General features: G+C 35.4%; 13 protein-coding genes, 5 tRNA genes, 2 rRNA genes, 1 riboswitch and 1 other annotated feature (1 of these 22 running past the window's edge). Of the genes, 1 reads left to right on the forward strand and 19 read right to left on the reverse strand.

Annotated features, from left to right (window positions below):
* Positions 1–8: 8 nt before the first annotated feature.
* Positions 9–2423: a leucine--tRNA ligase gene (gene leuS / locus LACWKB8_RS06040; protein WP_038523403.1), complete on the reverse strand. Its 2415-nt coding sequence runs from the start codon at positions 2421–2423 to the stop codon at positions 9–11.
* A gap of 35 nt (positions 2424–2458) precedes the next feature.
* Positions 2459–2651 (reverse strand) — a binding site (T-box leader).
* A 56-nt stretch (positions 2652–2707) separates the two neighbouring features.
* On the opposite strand from leuS, the gene LACWKB8_RS06045 reads away from it, so the two are divergent.
* Positions 2708–3370 (forward strand): phosphatase PAP2 family protein, encoded by a 663-nt coding sequence (locus tag LACWKB8_RS06045; protein ID WP_038523406.1) that lies wholly within the window; start codon positions 2708–2710, stop codon positions 3368–3370.
* 49 nt (positions 3371–3419) lie between these two features.
* Here LACWKB8_RS06045 and LACWKB8_RS06050 read toward each other — a convergent pair whose 3' ends face one another.
* The 18 genes from LACWKB8_RS06050 to LACWKB8_RS06135 all read right to left on the reverse strand — a co-directional run.
* Entirely contained in the window at positions 3420–3908 is a 489-nt protein-coding gene (locus LACWKB8_RS06050) for a cupin domain-containing protein (protein ID WP_038523409.1), read from the reverse strand.
* Between the two features lie 283 nt (positions 3909–4191).
* Complete coding sequence (locus LACWKB8_RS06055; protein ID WP_038523412.1) at positions 4192–4938, reverse strand: tyrosine-protein phosphatase; 747 nt, start codon at positions 4936–4938, stop codon at positions 4192–4194.
* A 141-nt stretch (positions 4939–5079) separates the two neighbouring features.
* Positions 5080–6534, reverse strand: a complete 1455-nt coding sequence (locus tag LACWKB8_RS06060) for an MDR family MFS transporter (RefSeq protein WP_038523415.1) — start codon at positions 6532–6534, stop codon at positions 5080–5082.
* Between the two features lie 29 nt (positions 6535–6563).
* Positions 6564–7763 (reverse strand): methionine adenosyltransferase, encoded by a 1200-nt coding sequence (gene metK / locus LACWKB8_RS06065; RefSeq protein ID WP_038523418.1) that lies wholly within the window; start codon positions 7761–7763, stop codon positions 6564–6566.
* Positions 7761–7841: riboswitch (SMK box riboswitch) on the reverse strand. Its footprint overlaps the gene before it by 3 nt.
* A 68-nt stretch (positions 7842–7909) precedes the next feature.
* Positions 7910–7982: transfer RNA gene (locus LACWKB8_RS06070), tRNA-Val, on the reverse strand.
* 4 nt (positions 7983–7986) lie between these two features.
* A tRNA-Glu gene (locus LACWKB8_RS06075) sits at positions 7987–8058 on the reverse strand.
* A gap of 122 nt (positions 8059–8180) precedes the next feature.
* Positions 8181–8253, reverse strand: a tRNA-Val gene (locus tag LACWKB8_RS06080).
* A 294-nt stretch (positions 8254–8547) separates the two neighbouring features.
* A complete protein-coding gene (locus tag LACWKB8_RS06085) occupies positions 8548–8748 on the reverse strand; it encodes a hypothetical protein (RefSeq protein WP_038523421.1) in 201 nt (66 codons plus the stop codon).
* A 419-nt stretch (positions 8749–9167) separates the two neighbouring features.
* Positions 9168–9464 carry a hypothetical protein gene (locus LACWKB8_RS06090; RefSeq protein ID WP_166484948.1) on the reverse strand — a complete coding sequence of 99 codons (297 nt, stop codon included), beginning with the start codon at positions 9462–9464 and terminating at the stop codon, positions 9168–9170.
* A gap of 180 nt (positions 9465–9644) precedes the next feature.
* Complete coding sequence (locus tag LACWKB8_RS06095; RefSeq protein ID WP_166484949.1) at positions 9645–9899, reverse strand: hypothetical protein; 255 nt, start codon at positions 9897–9899, stop codon at positions 9645–9647.
* A gap of 458 nt (positions 9900–10357) precedes the next feature.
* On the reverse strand, positions 10358–10732 hold the full coding sequence (locus LACWKB8_RS09310) for a hypothetical protein (RefSeq protein WP_242491925.1): 375 nt from the start codon (positions 10730–10732) through the stop codon (positions 10358–10360).
* A 248-nt stretch (positions 10733–10980) separates the two neighbouring features.
* Positions 10981–11922 (reverse strand): Kiwa anti-phage protein KwaB-like domain-containing protein, encoded by a 942-nt coding sequence (locus LACWKB8_RS06105; RefSeq protein ID WP_038523432.1) that lies wholly within the window; start codon positions 11920–11922, stop codon positions 10981–10983.
* 630 nt (positions 11923–12552) lie between these two features.
* On the reverse strand, positions 12553–12681 hold the full coding sequence (locus LACWKB8_RS09330; RefSeq protein WP_256379622.1) for a hypothetical protein: 129 nt from the start codon (positions 12679–12681) through the stop codon (positions 12553–12555).
* Positions 12682–14280: 1599 nt separating this feature from the next.
* Positions 14281–14976, reverse strand: coding sequence for a hypothetical protein (locus LACWKB8_RS06115; protein ID WP_038523438.1), 696 nt, complete (start codon positions 14974–14976; stop codon positions 14281–14283).
* A 281-nt stretch (positions 14977–15257) separates the two neighbouring features.
* A tRNA-Ser gene (locus LACWKB8_RS06120) sits at positions 15258–15347 on the reverse strand.
* 9 nt (positions 15348–15356) lie between these two features.
* A tRNA-Asn gene (locus LACWKB8_RS06125) sits at positions 15357–15429 on the reverse strand.
* A gap of 10 nt (positions 15430–15439) precedes the next feature.
* Positions 15440–15556, reverse strand: a 5S ribosomal RNA gene (gene rrf / locus LACWKB8_RS06130).
* A gap of 72 nt (positions 15557–15628) precedes the next feature.
* Positions 15629–16598 (reverse strand): 23S ribosomal RNA (locus LACWKB8_RS06135) (it continues 1939 nt past the right edge of the window).

Below are 16598 nucleotides of genomic sequence, written 5' to 3' on the forward strand. Positions count from 1 at the left end.
AATTAACTTTATTTGGCTACAATATTGACTATTTTATTAGGTACAACAATGACTTTTTTAATTTCTTTGCCGCTTAAGAATTTTTGAACGTGAGGTAAGGACAAAGCTTGCTTCTTAACTTCTTCTTGAGCCATATCCTTTGCAGCTTTAAAGTTTCCTCGTAACTTACCATTGACTTGAACCATTATTTCAACAGTAGTTTCTACCAACTTAGCTGGATCATAGGATGGCCATTTGGCAAATGTAACTGATTCTTCGTGACCAAAGATTTGCCAAATTTCTTCCATCATGTGAGGAGCAATCGGAGCTAAAAGCGTAATAAAGCCTTCGGCATATTCTTTAGGAATTGTTTTAGCCTTTTGAGCAGCATTAATAAAGACCATCAATTGTGAAATTGCCGTATTAAAGTGCAGATCATCAAAATCTTCGGTAACTTTTTTAACAGTTTCGTTATAAATTTTATCTAAAGTACCATCATTTTCGTCAACGATATTTTCTTGAGGTATTGACTTTAAGTCCAAATCGTTAACAAATAAGCGCCAAACTCTGTCTAAAAATTTCTTTGTAGAAGCCGGACCGTTATCATCCCAATCAATCGAGGCATCAAGCGGTCCCATAAACATTTCATACATTCTAAGGCTATCTGCACCATATTCGTCAATCACATCATCCGGGTTAACAACATTGCCCTTTGATTTAGACATTTTGTCATGATCCTTGAGAATAAGCCCTTGATTGTAAAGTCTTTGGAAAGGTTCCTCATTTGGCACAACACCCAAGTCATAAAGGACCATATTCCAAAATCTAGCGTAAAGCAGGTGTCTAACGGCATGTTCAGCACCACCAATGTAAAGGTCAACCGGCATCCATTTCTGCAGTAATTCATAATCAGCCAGTTTATTATCATTGTGCGGGTCAACAAAGCGTAAGAAGTACCAAGAAGACCCAGCCCAATTTGGCATAGTATTCGTTTCACGTTTACCTTTGCGGCCATTCTTGTCAACTACATTTACCCAATCCTTCAAGTTAACCAATGGACTTTCAGGAGTACCGGATGGTTTGATATCAGTGGCATGAGGCAAAACAAGTGGCAGTTCATCTTCGGGAACTAAAGTTGTTTCTCCATCTTCCCAGTGAATTACAGGAATTGGTTCACCCCAGTAGCGCTGACGACTGAACTCCCAGTCCCGCAATTTGTAATTAACCTTTTGTTCTCCAGCGTGATGTTCTTCTAGCCAAGCCACAATTTTTTTCTTGGCATCTTCAATATTAAGACCATTTAAGAAATCGGAATTAATGTGAGGACCTTCTCCGGTATATGCTTCTTGAGCAATGTCTCCACCCTTAATTACAGCCTTAATAGGCAAATTGAATTTCCGAGCGAACTCATAATCACGCGTATCATGGGCCGGTACAGCCATTACCGCACCCGTACCATAGCTGGCAAGAACATAGTCAGCAATCCAAATTGGAATTTCTTCGTTATTTACTGGATTAATTGCATAAGCCCCAGTGAACACACCGGTTTTGGTTTTATTTAAATCTGTTCTTTCAAGGTCGGACTTAGATTCAATTTGTTTAATATAAGCGTTAACTTCATCTTTATGACCAGCAGTCATAATTTTTTGGACTAACTTATTTTCAGGTGCTAAAACTGCATAAGTTGCACCAAAGAGAGTGTCTGGACGCGTACTGAAAACATCAAAGGTCTCTGTAGAATCTTTAACTTTAAAAGTGATTTGGGCACCTACCGAGCGGCCAATCCAGTTTCTTTGCATCTCCTTAATGTTTTCTGGCCAATCAAGATTGTCTAAACCTGCTAGCAGCCGATCAGCATATTTGGTAATTCTAAGCATCCACTGTTTCATATTACGACGATATATCGGGTAACCGCCACGTTCAGTCTTACCGTCTACTATATCTTCATTAGCGACAACGGTGCCTAAATCAGGTGACCAATTAACTGGCGCTTCTGCTTCATAAGCCAGGCCGTTTTTGTACATTTGTTCAAATGTCCATTGCGTCCACTTGTAGTATTTGGGATCGCAGGTTGCCAGTTCTCTATTCCAATCGTAAGAAAAACCCAATTTATTAAGTTGTCTTTTGAAATTAGCAATATTTTCCTTAGTAACAACAGCTGGATCCTGACCAGTCTGCAGCGCATACTGCTCAGTTGGCAGACCAAACGCATCCCACCCCATTGGGTGAAGAACATTATAGCCCTGACTGCGTTTCATCCGTGCAACAATGTCAGTTGCTGTGTACCCTTCAGGGTGTCCAACATGCAACCCTTTGCCAGATGGAAAAGGAAACATGTCTAGAACATAATAATTTTTCTTTTTAGAATCAGTGCCAGTTTTAAATGTTTGATTTTTTTCCCAATAATCCTGCCACTTTTTTTCAACGACTTTGTGATTGTACATATTTTTACCTCATAAAAAAAGCCCTATGAAACAATTCATAGGACGAATAATCGCGGTACCACCTAAGTTCCACACTAAAAAGTGTGACACTCACGCCCCTTAACGCGGATAGCAAACGATAGACTTGTCTTCAGGCTCAGTTCATAACTTGTTTTTCAAGTCTTGCACCAACCGACTCTTCTCTATAGAAAAACAAAATTACTACTAATTCCTGATCTTTCCTTTTTGACCAATAATGATTATAATTTACCACAAATGCTAAAAAAAACAAGGGGAGAAAGTTTTTGAACAAAACAATTCAAACAAAAAGAGATACCATAATACCCGCCACCATATTCTTAATTTTATATGCTGCATGGGCAATTCTAGTTGCTTCAGAAAACCAGTTTATTCATGAATTTGACCGGACTGTAATCAATATTATCTGCAACAATAATCCAATACTTATCAAATTTGCTACTGTTTTTACTAATCTGGGCAATACGAATGTGATTATGGTCGAAACCATTTTGCTGGTAATCGTCTTAGCAGTTTTTAAAAAGTTTGCCTATGCGTTTTTTACAGCCGGAACGATGATTGCTGCCAACGGTTATAATTGGATTATCAAACATGCAATTGCTCGTCACAGACCTTTCACACATCATCTAGTTGCAGCACACGGTTATAGTTTTCCTTCTGGACATTCTGTTGGCAGTGCTACTTTATTTGGAATTTTAATTGTTTTAACAATTTTATTAATAAAAAATAAAACGGCTAAAACTGTGTTATGCATTGTTTGGGCTTGCTTTCCCATATTAATAGGATATACAAGGATTTTCAGCCACGTACACTATCCTTCAGATGTAGTTGGCGGCTTTTTAGAAGGGATTGCATTCTTACTAATCGGCTACTCCTTCTTATATCACTATTATTTAGAAATGCGCGCACAAGAAAACAGTTTAGTTTAAAACAAAAAGTTCAAACTTTTAGTAGTTTGAACTTTTTTTGTAGTCAAAATTAATCTTGAGCTAGACGGTCAATAACGTCTTTATATTCTGGATACTTCTTTAACAAATCTGCTTTTTTAAGCAGCTCAAAATCGTGATAATCAAAGCCGGGAGAAACAACACAGCTTACTAGACAAAAGCTGTCAGGCTCGGTCACTTCCGAAGCAAAGATAGTATATTTTGGCACCTTAAATTGCAGACATTCACCTTGCGCAACATTTTTTCCTAATTTAACCGCATAATATTTGCCCTCAGGCGAAATGCAGTGAATAGTAATTGCCTGACCATCGTGATAATACCACATCTCATCATGATTTAAACGGTGAAAATGAGAGCAATTCTTATCATCAAGTAAAAAATAAATTGAAGTATAGTAGAAGCGTTCTCCCTTGCTATCTTCGTCATAAAATTGCTTATCACTGGCATAAACTTGTCTGAACCAGCCACCTTCTTGATGGGGTTCAAGATTGAGACTTTTGATATATTCGTCGCGTTGCATTTTTTCTCCTTTGTTCAAATTCTTGGTAGTTTTATTATCATACTAACTAAATTTAGCGCATTTTAGCTGCAAAGTCAGCTATTAAGTTGAATTTATTAGCATAAATCAACTTGGTAAAAGTTTTACCTAAATATTCATTTTAATGATGTAGATTTTATAAATTTTTAGTTGTAATAAGAAGAAGTATTTGATTTAGTAATTATAGTTTTACCAGTATTTTTACATTCATGTATTAATTATTTAAAGTTAAATACTACACCGAGCACCTTTTTAAAATTGTGACCTATACTAAATAAATTTGGCGCATCTTATCTTTAAAATCAGCTGGTAAATTCAGTCCCTGCATAAGATAATTGTCAAAATTGCCAAAGTTGCGCTTGATAGTAGCAAAATATCTTTCTAAATAAGCTTTTTTTACGGTTAGTGCAACCGCAACCTCATCTAGCTGCGCACTAGTTAAATGATCTTGCAAGTAGTCTAAAATTTCTTGATTTTCTTGTTTACGTGCCGGAATAGTTTCAAGGTAGTCCGCATAAATTTCCTCATCACTGACTCCTAAAGTTTTTAATATGAGAGCTGCTGCTACGCCAGTCCTGTCCTTGCCCGCAAAACAGTGAAATGCTGTTGGAGTGGGATCATTGATTAAAGTCAACAAAAATTGCCGATAACCCGTTTGTGCAGACTTCTCCATTACCAGTTCTTCATAAGTAGTTAACATATCTTCTTCCGCACTATAACTACCAGAAATAATCGTTTCCACACTGGCTTGGTTAACTTGAGCATCCTTTAGCACATCAATTACCACGTAGTCTAGTCCTGACCACAAGAAATCTGGAAATTGTTTGCGTTCATCCTGACCTCTAAAATCGAAAACACGTTTAATTTGATATTTATCTTGTAGTTGCTCTTTTTGAAATGGGGTTAAATTATATAATTGACCACACCGAAAAAGCAGGTCATCTCTAACCTTTTTTCCTCCAGCACCGACATGTCCACCTAAAGAACGCCAATTGGTAATTTGCCTTTCCATGCTATACTTCCTATCTGTAATTTTTTTGATATCGTCTATTATAATTTTTAGAAAGCGACTTTTCTACTATAGAGAAAAGTTAAATAAATAAAAAACCTGCTGATTTGGTTACCAGCAGGTTTTACTCAATATTTATTTTAGTTAGCTATTTTTTTGTTGTTTTTTATAAATGCAGTTAAAAATAATTGAAATTATAATTGCTACTAGAGAAACGCAGTAAACACCTTTTAAAGCGCTAAAGAGCACTGCTCTTAATTGTGGAATTAAGTTAGCGGCAAGCTCCTTTGCCTTAACTGAAGAAACAATTTTATTCATCATTGATTGAGTTAAATTAGAATGATGAGCAAGTTGGTTGGCAACAATGGCGTTAAAGGTAATACCAAAAATTGAAACCATCATGGTTTGCCCTAAATACCGCATCAAAGTGTTAAAAGAAGTAGCAACACCGATATTTTCTTTTGAAACCAGCACCTGTGAGCGAACCTGTGATGCGGTTAAAACGCCACCAAAGGAAAAGCCATTTAATGTGGCAATCACACAGAATACCCAAAATGGCGTGTGTATCGGCACAATTAGCAACATGCAATCTGCTATTAAAAGAATGGTTAATAGTCCGAAGAAGGTTTTTCTTACGCCCCAGCGGCTAAGCATACCACCAATTAAGAATGAGCCAACTACCCACATTACTGAACTTGGCGTTACGGCAAAACCGGCTACAGTAGCTGAAGTACCGTTAATTCCCTGCATCCAGGTTGGAATGTAAAATTCAAAACCAATAACTACCCCAGCGATAAGCAGTGTAATCATATTGACGGCTAAGAACTCCCTGCCTTTGAGCATTGAAAGGGGCATTATAGGGTCTTCTGCGCGTTTTTCTTCATAGTAGAACACAATTGCACTAATAATGATTAAAGCAACTAGAGCAGCCAGCATAAGCGGCTTAATTGTCCCTAGATCCTGCAGTGTAAACATTAAGGTCAGAAGTAAAACTACTAACCAAAATGTTCCTTTAACATCAAGTTTGCTTTTCTTCTTATTCTTTGGTTCCTTAAGGAAAAAGATAATTAACAATAGGGCAATAATGCCAATTGGCACATTAATGTAGAAAACCCAGTGCCAAGATAGATTTTGTACAATAAACCCACCAAGTAGTGGTGCAATAACTGATGCTACACCCCAGAAACCGGAATTAAGACCTAACATCTTGGTTCTTTTTTCCAAGCTGTATAAATCGGCGATAATGGTCATTGCCACCGGCTGAACAGCTCCAGAGCCTAATCCCTGAATAACACGGAATAAAATTAGTTCAACCATATTTTGTGCTTGACCACAAAGCGCTGAACCAATCACAAAAAGTGCTATTCCAAATAAAAAGATTGGTTTACGACCGAAGCTGTCTGCCAATTTACCGTATAAAGGAGTCGATACAGCAGTCATAAACAAAAATATGGAAACAACCCAATTCATGATTTCTAATCCATTCAGATCAGAAACAATTGTTGGCATTGCCGTAGAAACGATTGTACCTTCAATGGCGGTCATAAACGTCGTCATAAAAATCGCAATCATTACTATTCGTACATTTGTCTTCTTCACAATTACAACCCCTTCATTAGCTGATAAAACTATTTATTTTCGTGAACAAAGTTTAAAAGTTCTTGAACTTTATCGGTTTTTTCCCATGGTAAATCAATATCGGTTCTGCCAAAGTGACCGTAAGCCGCGGTCTGTTCGTAAATTGGTCGCCTTAAATTAAGCATTTTAATGATCCCAGCAGGGCGCAAATCAAATATTTTACGTACAGCCTTAGTTAATAAATCATCACTAACTTTGCCAGTTCCAGCAGTATTAATCATGACTGAAACAGGGTGAGCAACTCCAATTGCGTATGCAAGCTGAACTTCACAGCGATCAGCTAGACCCGCAGCAACAATATTTTTAGCAACATATCTGGCAGCATAACTGGCACTACGATCAACTTTCGTAGGATCTTTACCTGAAAATGCACCACCACCATGGCGAGCATAACCCCCATAGGTATCAACGATAATCTTACGTCCAGTTAAGCCTGAATCGCCTTTAGGTCCACCAATAACAAAGCGGCCAGAAGGATTAATCAGAAACTTCGTCTCTTCATCCAAGTATTTAGCCGGAATAACTTTTTTTATCACTAAATCAATCATTGCTTGACGGATTTTTTCATTTGAAACCTGATCATCGGTTTGCGTTGAAATAACCACAGTGTCAACTCTTAAAGGCTTTTGCTGTTCATCATATTCAACCGTTACTTGAGCCTTGGCATCTGGTCTGAGCCAGTTTAAAGTGCCATCCTTGCGTAACTTGGCAACTTGTCTCATTAGGCGGTGAGCCAGTGAGATTGGCAAAGGCATTAATTCCGGCGTTTCGTTGATCGCAAAGCCAAACATTAGTCCTTGGTCCCCTGCCCCGATTTGGTCAAGCTGGTCTTTGTCAGAGTGATTTTCACGTGTTTCAAGTGAATGATCAACTCCTTGAGCGATATCAGGTGATTGTTCATCAATATCAATTAAAACTGCACAATTGTTGCCGTCAAAGCCTAATTCGGGTTTGTCATAGCCGATGCGCAAAACAGTTTTACGGACAATACTCTGAATATCAACATAAGCAGATGTTGATATTTCACCAAACACATAGACAATCCCCGTATTGACAATAGTCTCACAAGCAACGTGTGCTTGGGGATCTTTGGCAATAATTGCGTCCAAAATTGCATCTGAAATTTGATCAGCAATTTTATCGGGATGTCCTTCAGAAACAGACTCTGAAGTAAATAAACGTTTTTCCATAATAGTCCCCCTATAGACAATAGCTATTCGGTTACAAGGCATCTCCATTACAGGATCCTCTCAGGACTTGAACCGATTTTTTTAAAATTTCGTTCTATATATTGATAATAAAAAAGGCTACCGCAGATTCGGTAGCCATAGAACGATGGAGGATACAGGGCTCGAACCTGTGACCTCCTGCTTGTAAGGCAGATGCTCTCCCAGCTGAGCTAATCCTCCAAAGTGACCCGTACGGGATTTGAACCCATGTTACCGCCGTGAAAGGGCGATGTCTTAACCACTTGACCAACGGGTCATTGTTCTGAATCAAAGCACTTTTAATAGTATACCTATTTTGAAAGAAAATGCAAGGATTCAATTTATTAGTTAATCAATAAATAATGGCGGCGCGAACTTCCCTTCACACCACCATTATTATGGAGGATACAGGGCTCGAACCTGTGACCTCCTGCTTGTAAGGCAGATGCTCTCCCAGCTGAGCTAATCCTCCATTTTTGTTGTCGTCTCTCGACCACTTCTAATAATTTAGCATAAGTTTCTATTTATGTCTACATTTTTTTGAAATTTTTGTTTGATTCAGGTGATGGGTGTTATTTTGAGGGTTGGTAATTAATAAATCAATTGTCCAAAAGATTTGTTCAAACAAGTGAATCATAGAAAATGTTAGCTAGTTTTATGCAACATAAATACAATAGCATTCTTATCTCTAATAACTCTAAAATCGTTCATTGTTGAAATAAAAGACGATTTATTTGAGACATGTTTTCTCTTTAGCCACTATTTGTCATGTCTCTAATTGTATACGTACCAAGAAGATCATAAAACTCAGGTAAAATCTTGTACACAAAGCTTTTGCTTTATTCTCTTTTGGAACATCAGAATTGATATTCCCTGTCGTATCCCTGTCATTCAGTAGTAATAGTTCAGCATTATATTCAGCGATTGCTACATCAGCTTTGATTTTGCGTAACTGTACTTCCCCCATCGGATCAACTTGATATCCTTTAAGCAATTCTTTTGCGGCTGTTATTTGTTCTTTTCACGAAACTTCTACTTTTTTATATCGTCCTTTATAGTTAAAAATGTTTCTGTTTATTGTCCAACATAACTTTCTTGAATAGTTGTTAATTTAGCTGATTCAAATTCTTTAATCTTTTTGTCTGGATATTTTTAGTTATAGCCATTTCAGGTTTTCATTTCTAATTGAATACACAGTCCGATTACCGTGAGTAGCCTTTAAAGGAACTTTTGCGGTATTACTTGATCTAATTACTCATCACAAAGCTTTTGTTGTTTTACAGTTAGCCTATGTTCTCATCATTTCATTTTTGAGCATAAAAAGATCACTATTGGGATACTTTTGGTACATGATAATGTCACTCTCTAAGAGTTCACTTATATTTATTACTTTTTTGATGCATAAATTTTGTTTTTATAATTTACCCAACAGCCAATTGCCTGATTTTGTTGTGGAACATCAGCAGAATCTACTTCTTTTATTTCCATAAATTTTAAAATTGACGCGTTCGGTTGAATATTATTTCCTACCATTTGATTTGTCACTTCTTCTCTCCACACTTCACGATAATAAATGCCATCAATTGACTTATAAAACAAGCATATGTCCTTACTCATGTTAACTACTTCATCAAAACTTGCAAATACATTATGAGGTGAGAAAAGTATTTTTTCTTTATCCACTACCGGTGTGCAAGTACATATTGTATCCGAATACTTTAGCTTTTTATTATTGTCGTAATAATTAATTTGCAATACAATATCTAGTGCTATATTTGGCGTCACACTCCTAAATTCATAAAGATACCCTTTAAAAAAAGTTATTTGCGTTTTATTTCTATTTTTCGAATAGAGAAAAAGATATCAAGCATCATCAGTATTTACCCAAACTACTTCTTTTTCTTCTTGTATTATATTCTTTTGAATAACAGTAAAAAAAGGTCTATTGCTTAATCTCTTTTCGACTTTTTCTTCCCGTCTATCATTTTCATATTCTTTTCTCTGCTCATATATTTGCCAATATGCGAAAACGATTGCTACTAATGCGCCTATACTACTTATCCATTCAGCCCCTGTACCATTACTTAACCAGTACCAAAAATCGTTAAAATTCATCATATCGCCTCTGATAGTAATATTATCAATTAGGATGTTATTTTTATATGTGTTTCATGTAATTTACATTTTTCACAGTATTCCAAGTTATAAGTGTAAATAGAAAATGGCGTCTATCCTTTATATAATTTAATTAAAGATAAAGTTAGAAATTTTATAATTTTTTATTAACTTTATGATTAATTTATTTAACTAGTTCATATGTTTTCTTAAAGTAACTGACTTACACGGATAGAATTCAGCTTCCATGTCTTTAATGACATAATCTGAAACTTTGGGAACCATCATATTTTTATCTTTAAAGCGGAATGCTTAGAATCTTTATAATCTTTATAATCCATTCTTACTGAAACAATTCCTCTTGTAATTGTTCCATTACATCAACAACATCTGGTTTCTTTCTATATTTCTTGTTTTCCTCCAAATAAAAAAAGGCTGTTTAAACCGTCTCATAAGTAATATTATTTATGTTTTATTTTTTCAGCATAATATATATTAGTTGTACCGTACTCTACCCCTTTTACATCATTAAAGGTTTGGTCTTTTAAACTACATTTTGTTATAACGATATTTTTTCTATTATTGTCAGAAACAAAGCTATAAATATGATATCCACAGAATATTAGTAATATATTGAAATAAAGAGTGTTATTGCTAATAAAAAAGATCCCTTCTATGATTAATAAAATTAAATTTGAAATCACAGATGGCCAAGATTCAGGCTTTAAGGAAATGATTGGCACAATAAATGTAACAAAAAAATTTAAAACTGCTGAATCATTCAAAGTTAAGTTTTTTATAGATATTGGGCTTTTGCCCTTAAATGTTTTTTTCATTCTATATAGCCAAGAAATAAATATTACAATAGAGAGAAAGCTTATAACCAAAAAAATTATCCAGAGAGTCGGATTCAAATTCCATGTTTTGACAATTGATATTATTGAAATTTGATTCATTGAGTTCAAAAAAACCATAATAAATAAAGGTATATATGAAGATAAAAATAAAAATATCTTTAGACAAATTCCCATAACTTTTTGCAATTTTTTCATATTTCCCCTCTACAAACTAAAAAGTAAAGAAATTATTTAGAAATTAAATTTTTACGTTCATCAACTCCGTTCTCTTCGCCAATTAGCGTTTTATAATATGCATCTTGCATAAGATTAATAAATTCTCCTAACTGAGAATTATTATTGTAAACAAGCTTGTCAGCCATAGTGTCTACTTCAATATCTAATCCAAGTTTATCTATAGCATCTTTGGTTCTATCTAATTTAGTTAAAAATAAATTTATTCTACTAGTTCCTTCCAATTTAGAAAGTCTTTTTATATAGTTCTGATTATTTAATGCATCAATTTTAAGTTGATCAAAATTTTTGATTTTCTGGTGTAATAATTCTGAACTCAACACCCGTTCAGCTGCTTCTTTAAACTCGTTTTTTAATTTAAGAATTCTTTCAAATGATATATGTTGTAAAATCAAAATATCATCTTTATATATAAAAAAGTCCACCCAGCTATCGGTTCCTAAAACATTTTCTGTATCAAGCGAACTATATACTCCACCTTCTAGCATTCCCCAAATTCCAGTCTTTAATGCTTTAAACTTTTTCGTACGTCTAACAGCATAAAAGTCACGTTTATCATCATTATCTTTAAAAGAAAACTTATAAACAAAAAAATCAAAATCATCTATTTTAATATCATCATCGCTTTCAAATGGACCTTTTAGCGCCTTAAAAATTAGATTAATTTGGTTCTGATACCTGGTTACACTCGTACTTTCAATTTTATCGTCATCGCATCCAATGATATTGTACTCCGTATTATCATAATCTTTAAACTCATCTATATTAAATTCTACAATATGCTTTAATTGTTTTTTCAGCTTATCTTTTATAGTTGGATTTATTACTTTTAACTCTTTCTGATTATTCTTTTTATCTGTTGACCAATGACACATATACATGTCAACTTCAATTAAATCATTGTTTAACAGTTTTTTTATTTCATCTAAGTTCATTGTTTCCTCCATGTTAAGTAATTCGTACAATTAATTTATACACCTAAATTTATACACCTAAGACAAATAAAAAACCATACTCAAAGTACGATTTATTACGAATTACTTAAACATGAAAGAATTAGTTTACCGTCATGACGGACAATAACGATTATTTAAATTGAACTTGCTACTAAATGATTGTATCTTGGCAAAACAGATTAGCATGATTTTTCAAACTAACAAACTACTAGCTCCACATTTTGACACGTTCACTGAGTTGATCTATTTGCTTTATCAAACTAATAGATCATACGCCTATTGCGGTGTCGAGAATCGAACTCGGCTACAACTATTACAGCAGCTCAGTTTGTTCTTTACATTTTAAGGAAACACTTTTAAATAAAAGAATTGTTTCAAAATACCATTTCCTTAATCTTTCGACAATACTAATATAACACTTACTAAATCCAATCTTCTCCAAATTCTGACCCAATATTAACCCGATTTTTAAATACCTTAAGTTCTAGATTTTTTACATTATAATTTGTCTCCCAAGTATCAATCGTCTCTGCAGATTGGCATAAAGCATAACGTTTTAAGCCACTGTATCTAAAATTACTATACTGGACTTTAGCTACTACCTGCCAGTCAAGTAAGTTCTTCAATATAAAGTGATTTTAAAATTGTTCTGAAAGGTTGCTTTGAACTATCAGCGCATTGTTCGATGGCATGATAGACCGTTTGACATTTTTCTTGCGCTTCAATGATAGCAGCCATTTTATTCTCGGTCGAATTGCCACCTTGCTCATAATACCAGTAGGATCGAGCTGTGGACTGCAGTACGATGATAATCAGCTCTTATTATGTAGTGTTCAAAATTAAATTTGAAAAAGTCACGTACCTTTTTAAGGGTCTTTTTTTTGACCAATATCAATAAGTTAAAAAATATACTTGTTAAAGATTTTAAGGAAAACCCCAATATTAATATAGGCCTTAGCAAAGCAATTGGGAACAATACTTCTCTTTATTTTTTAACTCAACTTTTGAAATATGTTCTTAAAGAGATATTAGTGGATAAAAAATGCCCAAAAGAGATCCAAATATAAAAGAATATAAAAATAAACGTAGTGAAGGCTTGTTTAAGTTTCATTTATATTTAGGTTTATATATCAACGATAAATATTACTGGACAAGAGTTACCAAGCTATTATGAAGCTAAAGCAACTTATGATCAATTAAGAGCTAACGGAACTCAGGGTTTTCAAAAGCCCAAACAGATGAAATGTACTCTTTAATGGTTTAAAAACTATAAAGGACAAGTTAAAGAGTCAACAGTAAATAGACTTGGCAACTGTATAAAAGCCTAATCAAACCTATATTTGGAAATCGTTTTATAAATAAAATACAGGTTAAGTCAGTACAAAAATTTGCCAATCAAAAAGCAAAAGAAATTGTTAAATATAAATATGTCGTTAGATTATTGAGTACACTTTTTGAGCATCCTATTAGATTAGGTTATGTTGAACAAAATCCAATTAGGAAAATTATAATGCCCAATAAAACATTACATCCTCGTCGAGATGTAGAACATAATGTTTATACTAGAAAAGAATTAGAAGATTTTTTAAGCTGCCAAAAAATATGACATAACTGCTTACACTTATTTAAAATTTCTATCTTCAACTGGATTAACAAAATCAGAAGCACTGGCATTAACTTGGAAAGATATTAATCTAACTAAAAATACTCTATCTGTAAATAGAACTCTGGCTTATGGATTAAATAGTAAAGCAATTATGCAGTCCACCTAAAAGTAAAATGTCTAAGCTAACATTGTCTATTTGAGCCTGTTTGCATGAAGCTTTGATAGACTACCAAAAATCCTAAAAATTATTTATAAATATCTTTTTCATACAGCTAATGGTAAATGGTGTGCATTAACTAGACTTGGTTAATGACTAAATACAATTTACAAAAAGTATCCTAATTTAAGATGAATTACTATCCATGACTTTAGGCATAAATTTGCGACCTTGCTAATAAGTGAAACAAACATAAAACCAAAAACTGTTCAAATGCTAATGAGACATGAAGATATAAAAACACTTTATACATTTATACTCCTCTAAATGATCAAAACAAAATCGATGCCACTAATTCTATTAGGGAGTTAAATATTTAACTTTTTTATACTTTAATGCCGTGCCAAAGCATAATAAAAGCCTGTAATACTTAATATTACAAGCTTTTTATTACTATTAGCGCAGTGTGAGATCCCAAATACGTTAAATAGGGAGAAATACATCTAAACTTTTCCCATTTTTAGTATTTATATAAAAATAATCATAATGGTTTATAAATTTTATTCGAACTTTTTTAACCTGCTGATTTATACCATTTATACTTATGGGAATTCCACATTTTTGAATGTCCAACAGCAATTTGTCCATAATGAAAGTTTAGGTTGTAGCCTTCCTGATCATCTTTAGGCTTATAGTCGCTATCAACCATAGAAACACCAGCACCGACGACGCCTTGAACTCTTTCCGCTACAACGTCTTTTTGTTCGCTTGATAAGTCAAAAAAATTAGAAGCAACTTGAATATCAACGCTTTCATCACTATATTTTATTTTTTTGAGATATAGAGCATAAGCATACCTATCGTCACCATTGGTAGCATCTTTTTGATCATCTTTTAGTAACATACTTATGTTTTTATTAACTTCTTTTTCATCAACTTGATTTTCGCTATCATCGCTATCTGTATCTTCAGTATCAGTTTGAGTATCATCTTTTTGTACCGTACTATCTGTATCATCGCCATTAGCCGAGCTTTCACTATCCTGCTTTGATTGGTAAGTAGCACTTTCATTATTAGTGTATCCAGTGTCACTAAAAGACGCAGCCATACCAGTTCCAAAAAATGTCACCAATACAAATGCCCAATATTGCCACTTCTTTTTTAAGGGTTTCTCCGTTGAGTCAGATTTTTTAAGTTTATGGTCATGATATAGCATATAGAAGATAGCACCGAAAAAGCAAAGATCTAATATTACTGCTAAAAATACCATTTTTTCACCGCCAAATTAAGATTACATATCTATTTTACAGAAAAAAGATCAAAGTAGCAATGCTGTAACAAAAGACAAATTTTAATAAACACTACAACAATAGGTCAATCTCGGTAAAATGCTAGCAATGCTTATCGTCAAATAAGAAAAATAATGTTCTTAATGAATATAATTAAAACTCTAAAATGACATTATTAATTAGTTAAAAATTAAGCGAAATTTTTAGCGAACATAGAAAAGCAAAAAGCTCATAACATCAACTGTTATGAGCTTTTATTTAGCGGAGTGTGAGAGATTTGAACTCTCGATACAGGATTAACCCATATACATGATTTCCAATCATGCTCCTTAAGCCACTCGGACAACACTCCAAAATTGAACTCCGGCTGTCAGACTCGAACTGACGACATCTTGATTAACAGTCAAGCGCTCTACCAACTGAGCTAAGCCGGAATACTAAAAAGCACGGCAGCGTCCTACCCTCGCAGGCAGTCTCCCACCAACTACTCTCGGCGTGAAGAAGCTTAACTGCTGTGTTCGGCATGGTTACAGGTGTTTCCTTCTTGCTCTTGCCACCGTACTTTTTTCCTTTGAGTTTTTACACTCAAAACTAAATATAATCCTTTTGAAAAACCTTGACTGCTGCTAAGCTCTGGTCAAGTCCTCGACTGATTAGTACTGGTCCGCTCCAAGCCTCACGGCTCTTCYACTCCCAGCCTATCTACCTCTTAGTCTTTGAGGTGTCTTACTACTTTCGTATGGGAAATCTCATCTTGAGGGGGGCTTCGCACTTAGATGCTTTCAGCGCTTATCCCGRCCATACTTAGCTACCCAGCGATGCCTTTGGCAAGACAACTGGTACACCAGCGGTATGTCCATCCCGGTCCTCTCGTACTAAGGACAGCTCCTCGCAAATTTCCTACGCCCACGACGGATAGGGACCGAACTGTCTCACGACGTTCTGAACCCAGCTCGCGTGCCGCTTTAATGGGCGAACAGCCCAACCCTTGGGACCGACTTCAGCCCCAGGATGCGACGAGCCGACATCGAGGTGCCAAACCTCCCCGTCGATGTGAACTCTTGGGGGAGATAAGCCTGTTATCCCCAGGGTAGCTTTTATCCGTTGAGTGATGGCCCTTCCATGCGGTACCACCAGATCACTAAGCCCGACTTTCGTCCCTGCTCGAGTTGTCGCTCTCGCAGTCAAGCTCCCTTATACCTTTGCACTCTGTGAATGATTTCCAACCATTCTGAGGGAACCTTTGGGCGCCTCCGTTACRCTTTAGGAGGCGACCGCCCCAGTCAAACTGCCCGTCTGACACTGTCCCATGCCTCGCTTAGAGGCCCTGGTTAGAGCAGCCATCAAACAAGGGTAGTATCCCAACATTGCCTCTGATAACACTGGCGTGCTATCTTCTCCGGCTCCTACCTATCCTGTACATGTTTAACAGCTGCCCAATATCAAATTGCAGTGAAGCTCCATGGGGTCTTTCCGTCCTGTCGCGGGTAACCCGCATCTTCACGGGTATTATAATTTCACCGAGTCTCTCGTTGAGACAGTGCCCAAATCATTACACCTTTCGTGCAGGTCGGAACTTACCCGACAAGGAATTTCGCTACCT

This window comes from Lactobacillus sp. wkB8 (genome assembly GCF_000761135.1).
In the GTDB taxonomy this organism is placed as follows: domain Bacteria; phylum Bacillota; class Bacilli; order Lactobacillales; family Lactobacillaceae; genus Lactobacillus; species Lactobacillus helsingborgensis.

Coding starts and splice junctions, on each gene's coding strand:
- metK (WP_038523418.1), bottom strand. CDS start 7,763: ATGGAAAAACGTTTATTTACTTCAGAGTCTGTTTCTGAAGGACATCCC.
- LACWKB8_RS06050 (WP_038523409.1), bottom strand. CDS start 3,908: ATGCAACGCGACGAATATATCAAAAGTCTCAATCTTGAACCCCATCAA.
- LACWKB8_RS06115 (WP_038523438.1), bottom strand. CDS start 14,976: ATGGTATTTTTAGCAGTAATATTAGATCTTTGCTTTTTCGGTGCTATC.
- LACWKB8_RS06105 (WP_038523432.1), bottom strand. CDS start 11,922: ATGAACTTAGATGAAATAAAAAAACTGTTAAACAATGATTTAATTGAA.
- LACWKB8_RS06095 (WP_166484949.1), bottom strand. CDS start 9,899: ATGATGAATTTTAACGATTTTTGGTACTGGTTAAGTAATGGTACAGGG.
- LACWKB8_RS09310 (WP_242491925.1), bottom strand. CDS start 10,732: ATGAAAAAAACATTTAAGGGCAAAAGCCCAATATCTATAAAAAACTTA.
- LACWKB8_RS06055 (WP_038523412.1), bottom strand. CDS start 4,938: ATGGAAAGGCAAATTACCAATTGGCGTTCTTTAGGTGGACATGTCGGT.
- LACWKB8_RS06085 (WP_038523421.1), bottom strand. CDS start 8,748: ATGGGGGAAGTACAGTTACGCAAAATCAAAGCTGATGTAGCAATCGCT.
- LACWKB8_RS09330 (WP_256379622.1), bottom strand. CDS start 12,681: ATGGCTGCTATCATTGAAGCGCAAGAAAAATGTCAAACGGTCTATCAT.
- leuS (WP_038523403.1), bottom strand. CDS start 2,423: ATGTACAATCACAAAGTCGTTGAAAAAAAGTGGCAGGATTATTGGGAA.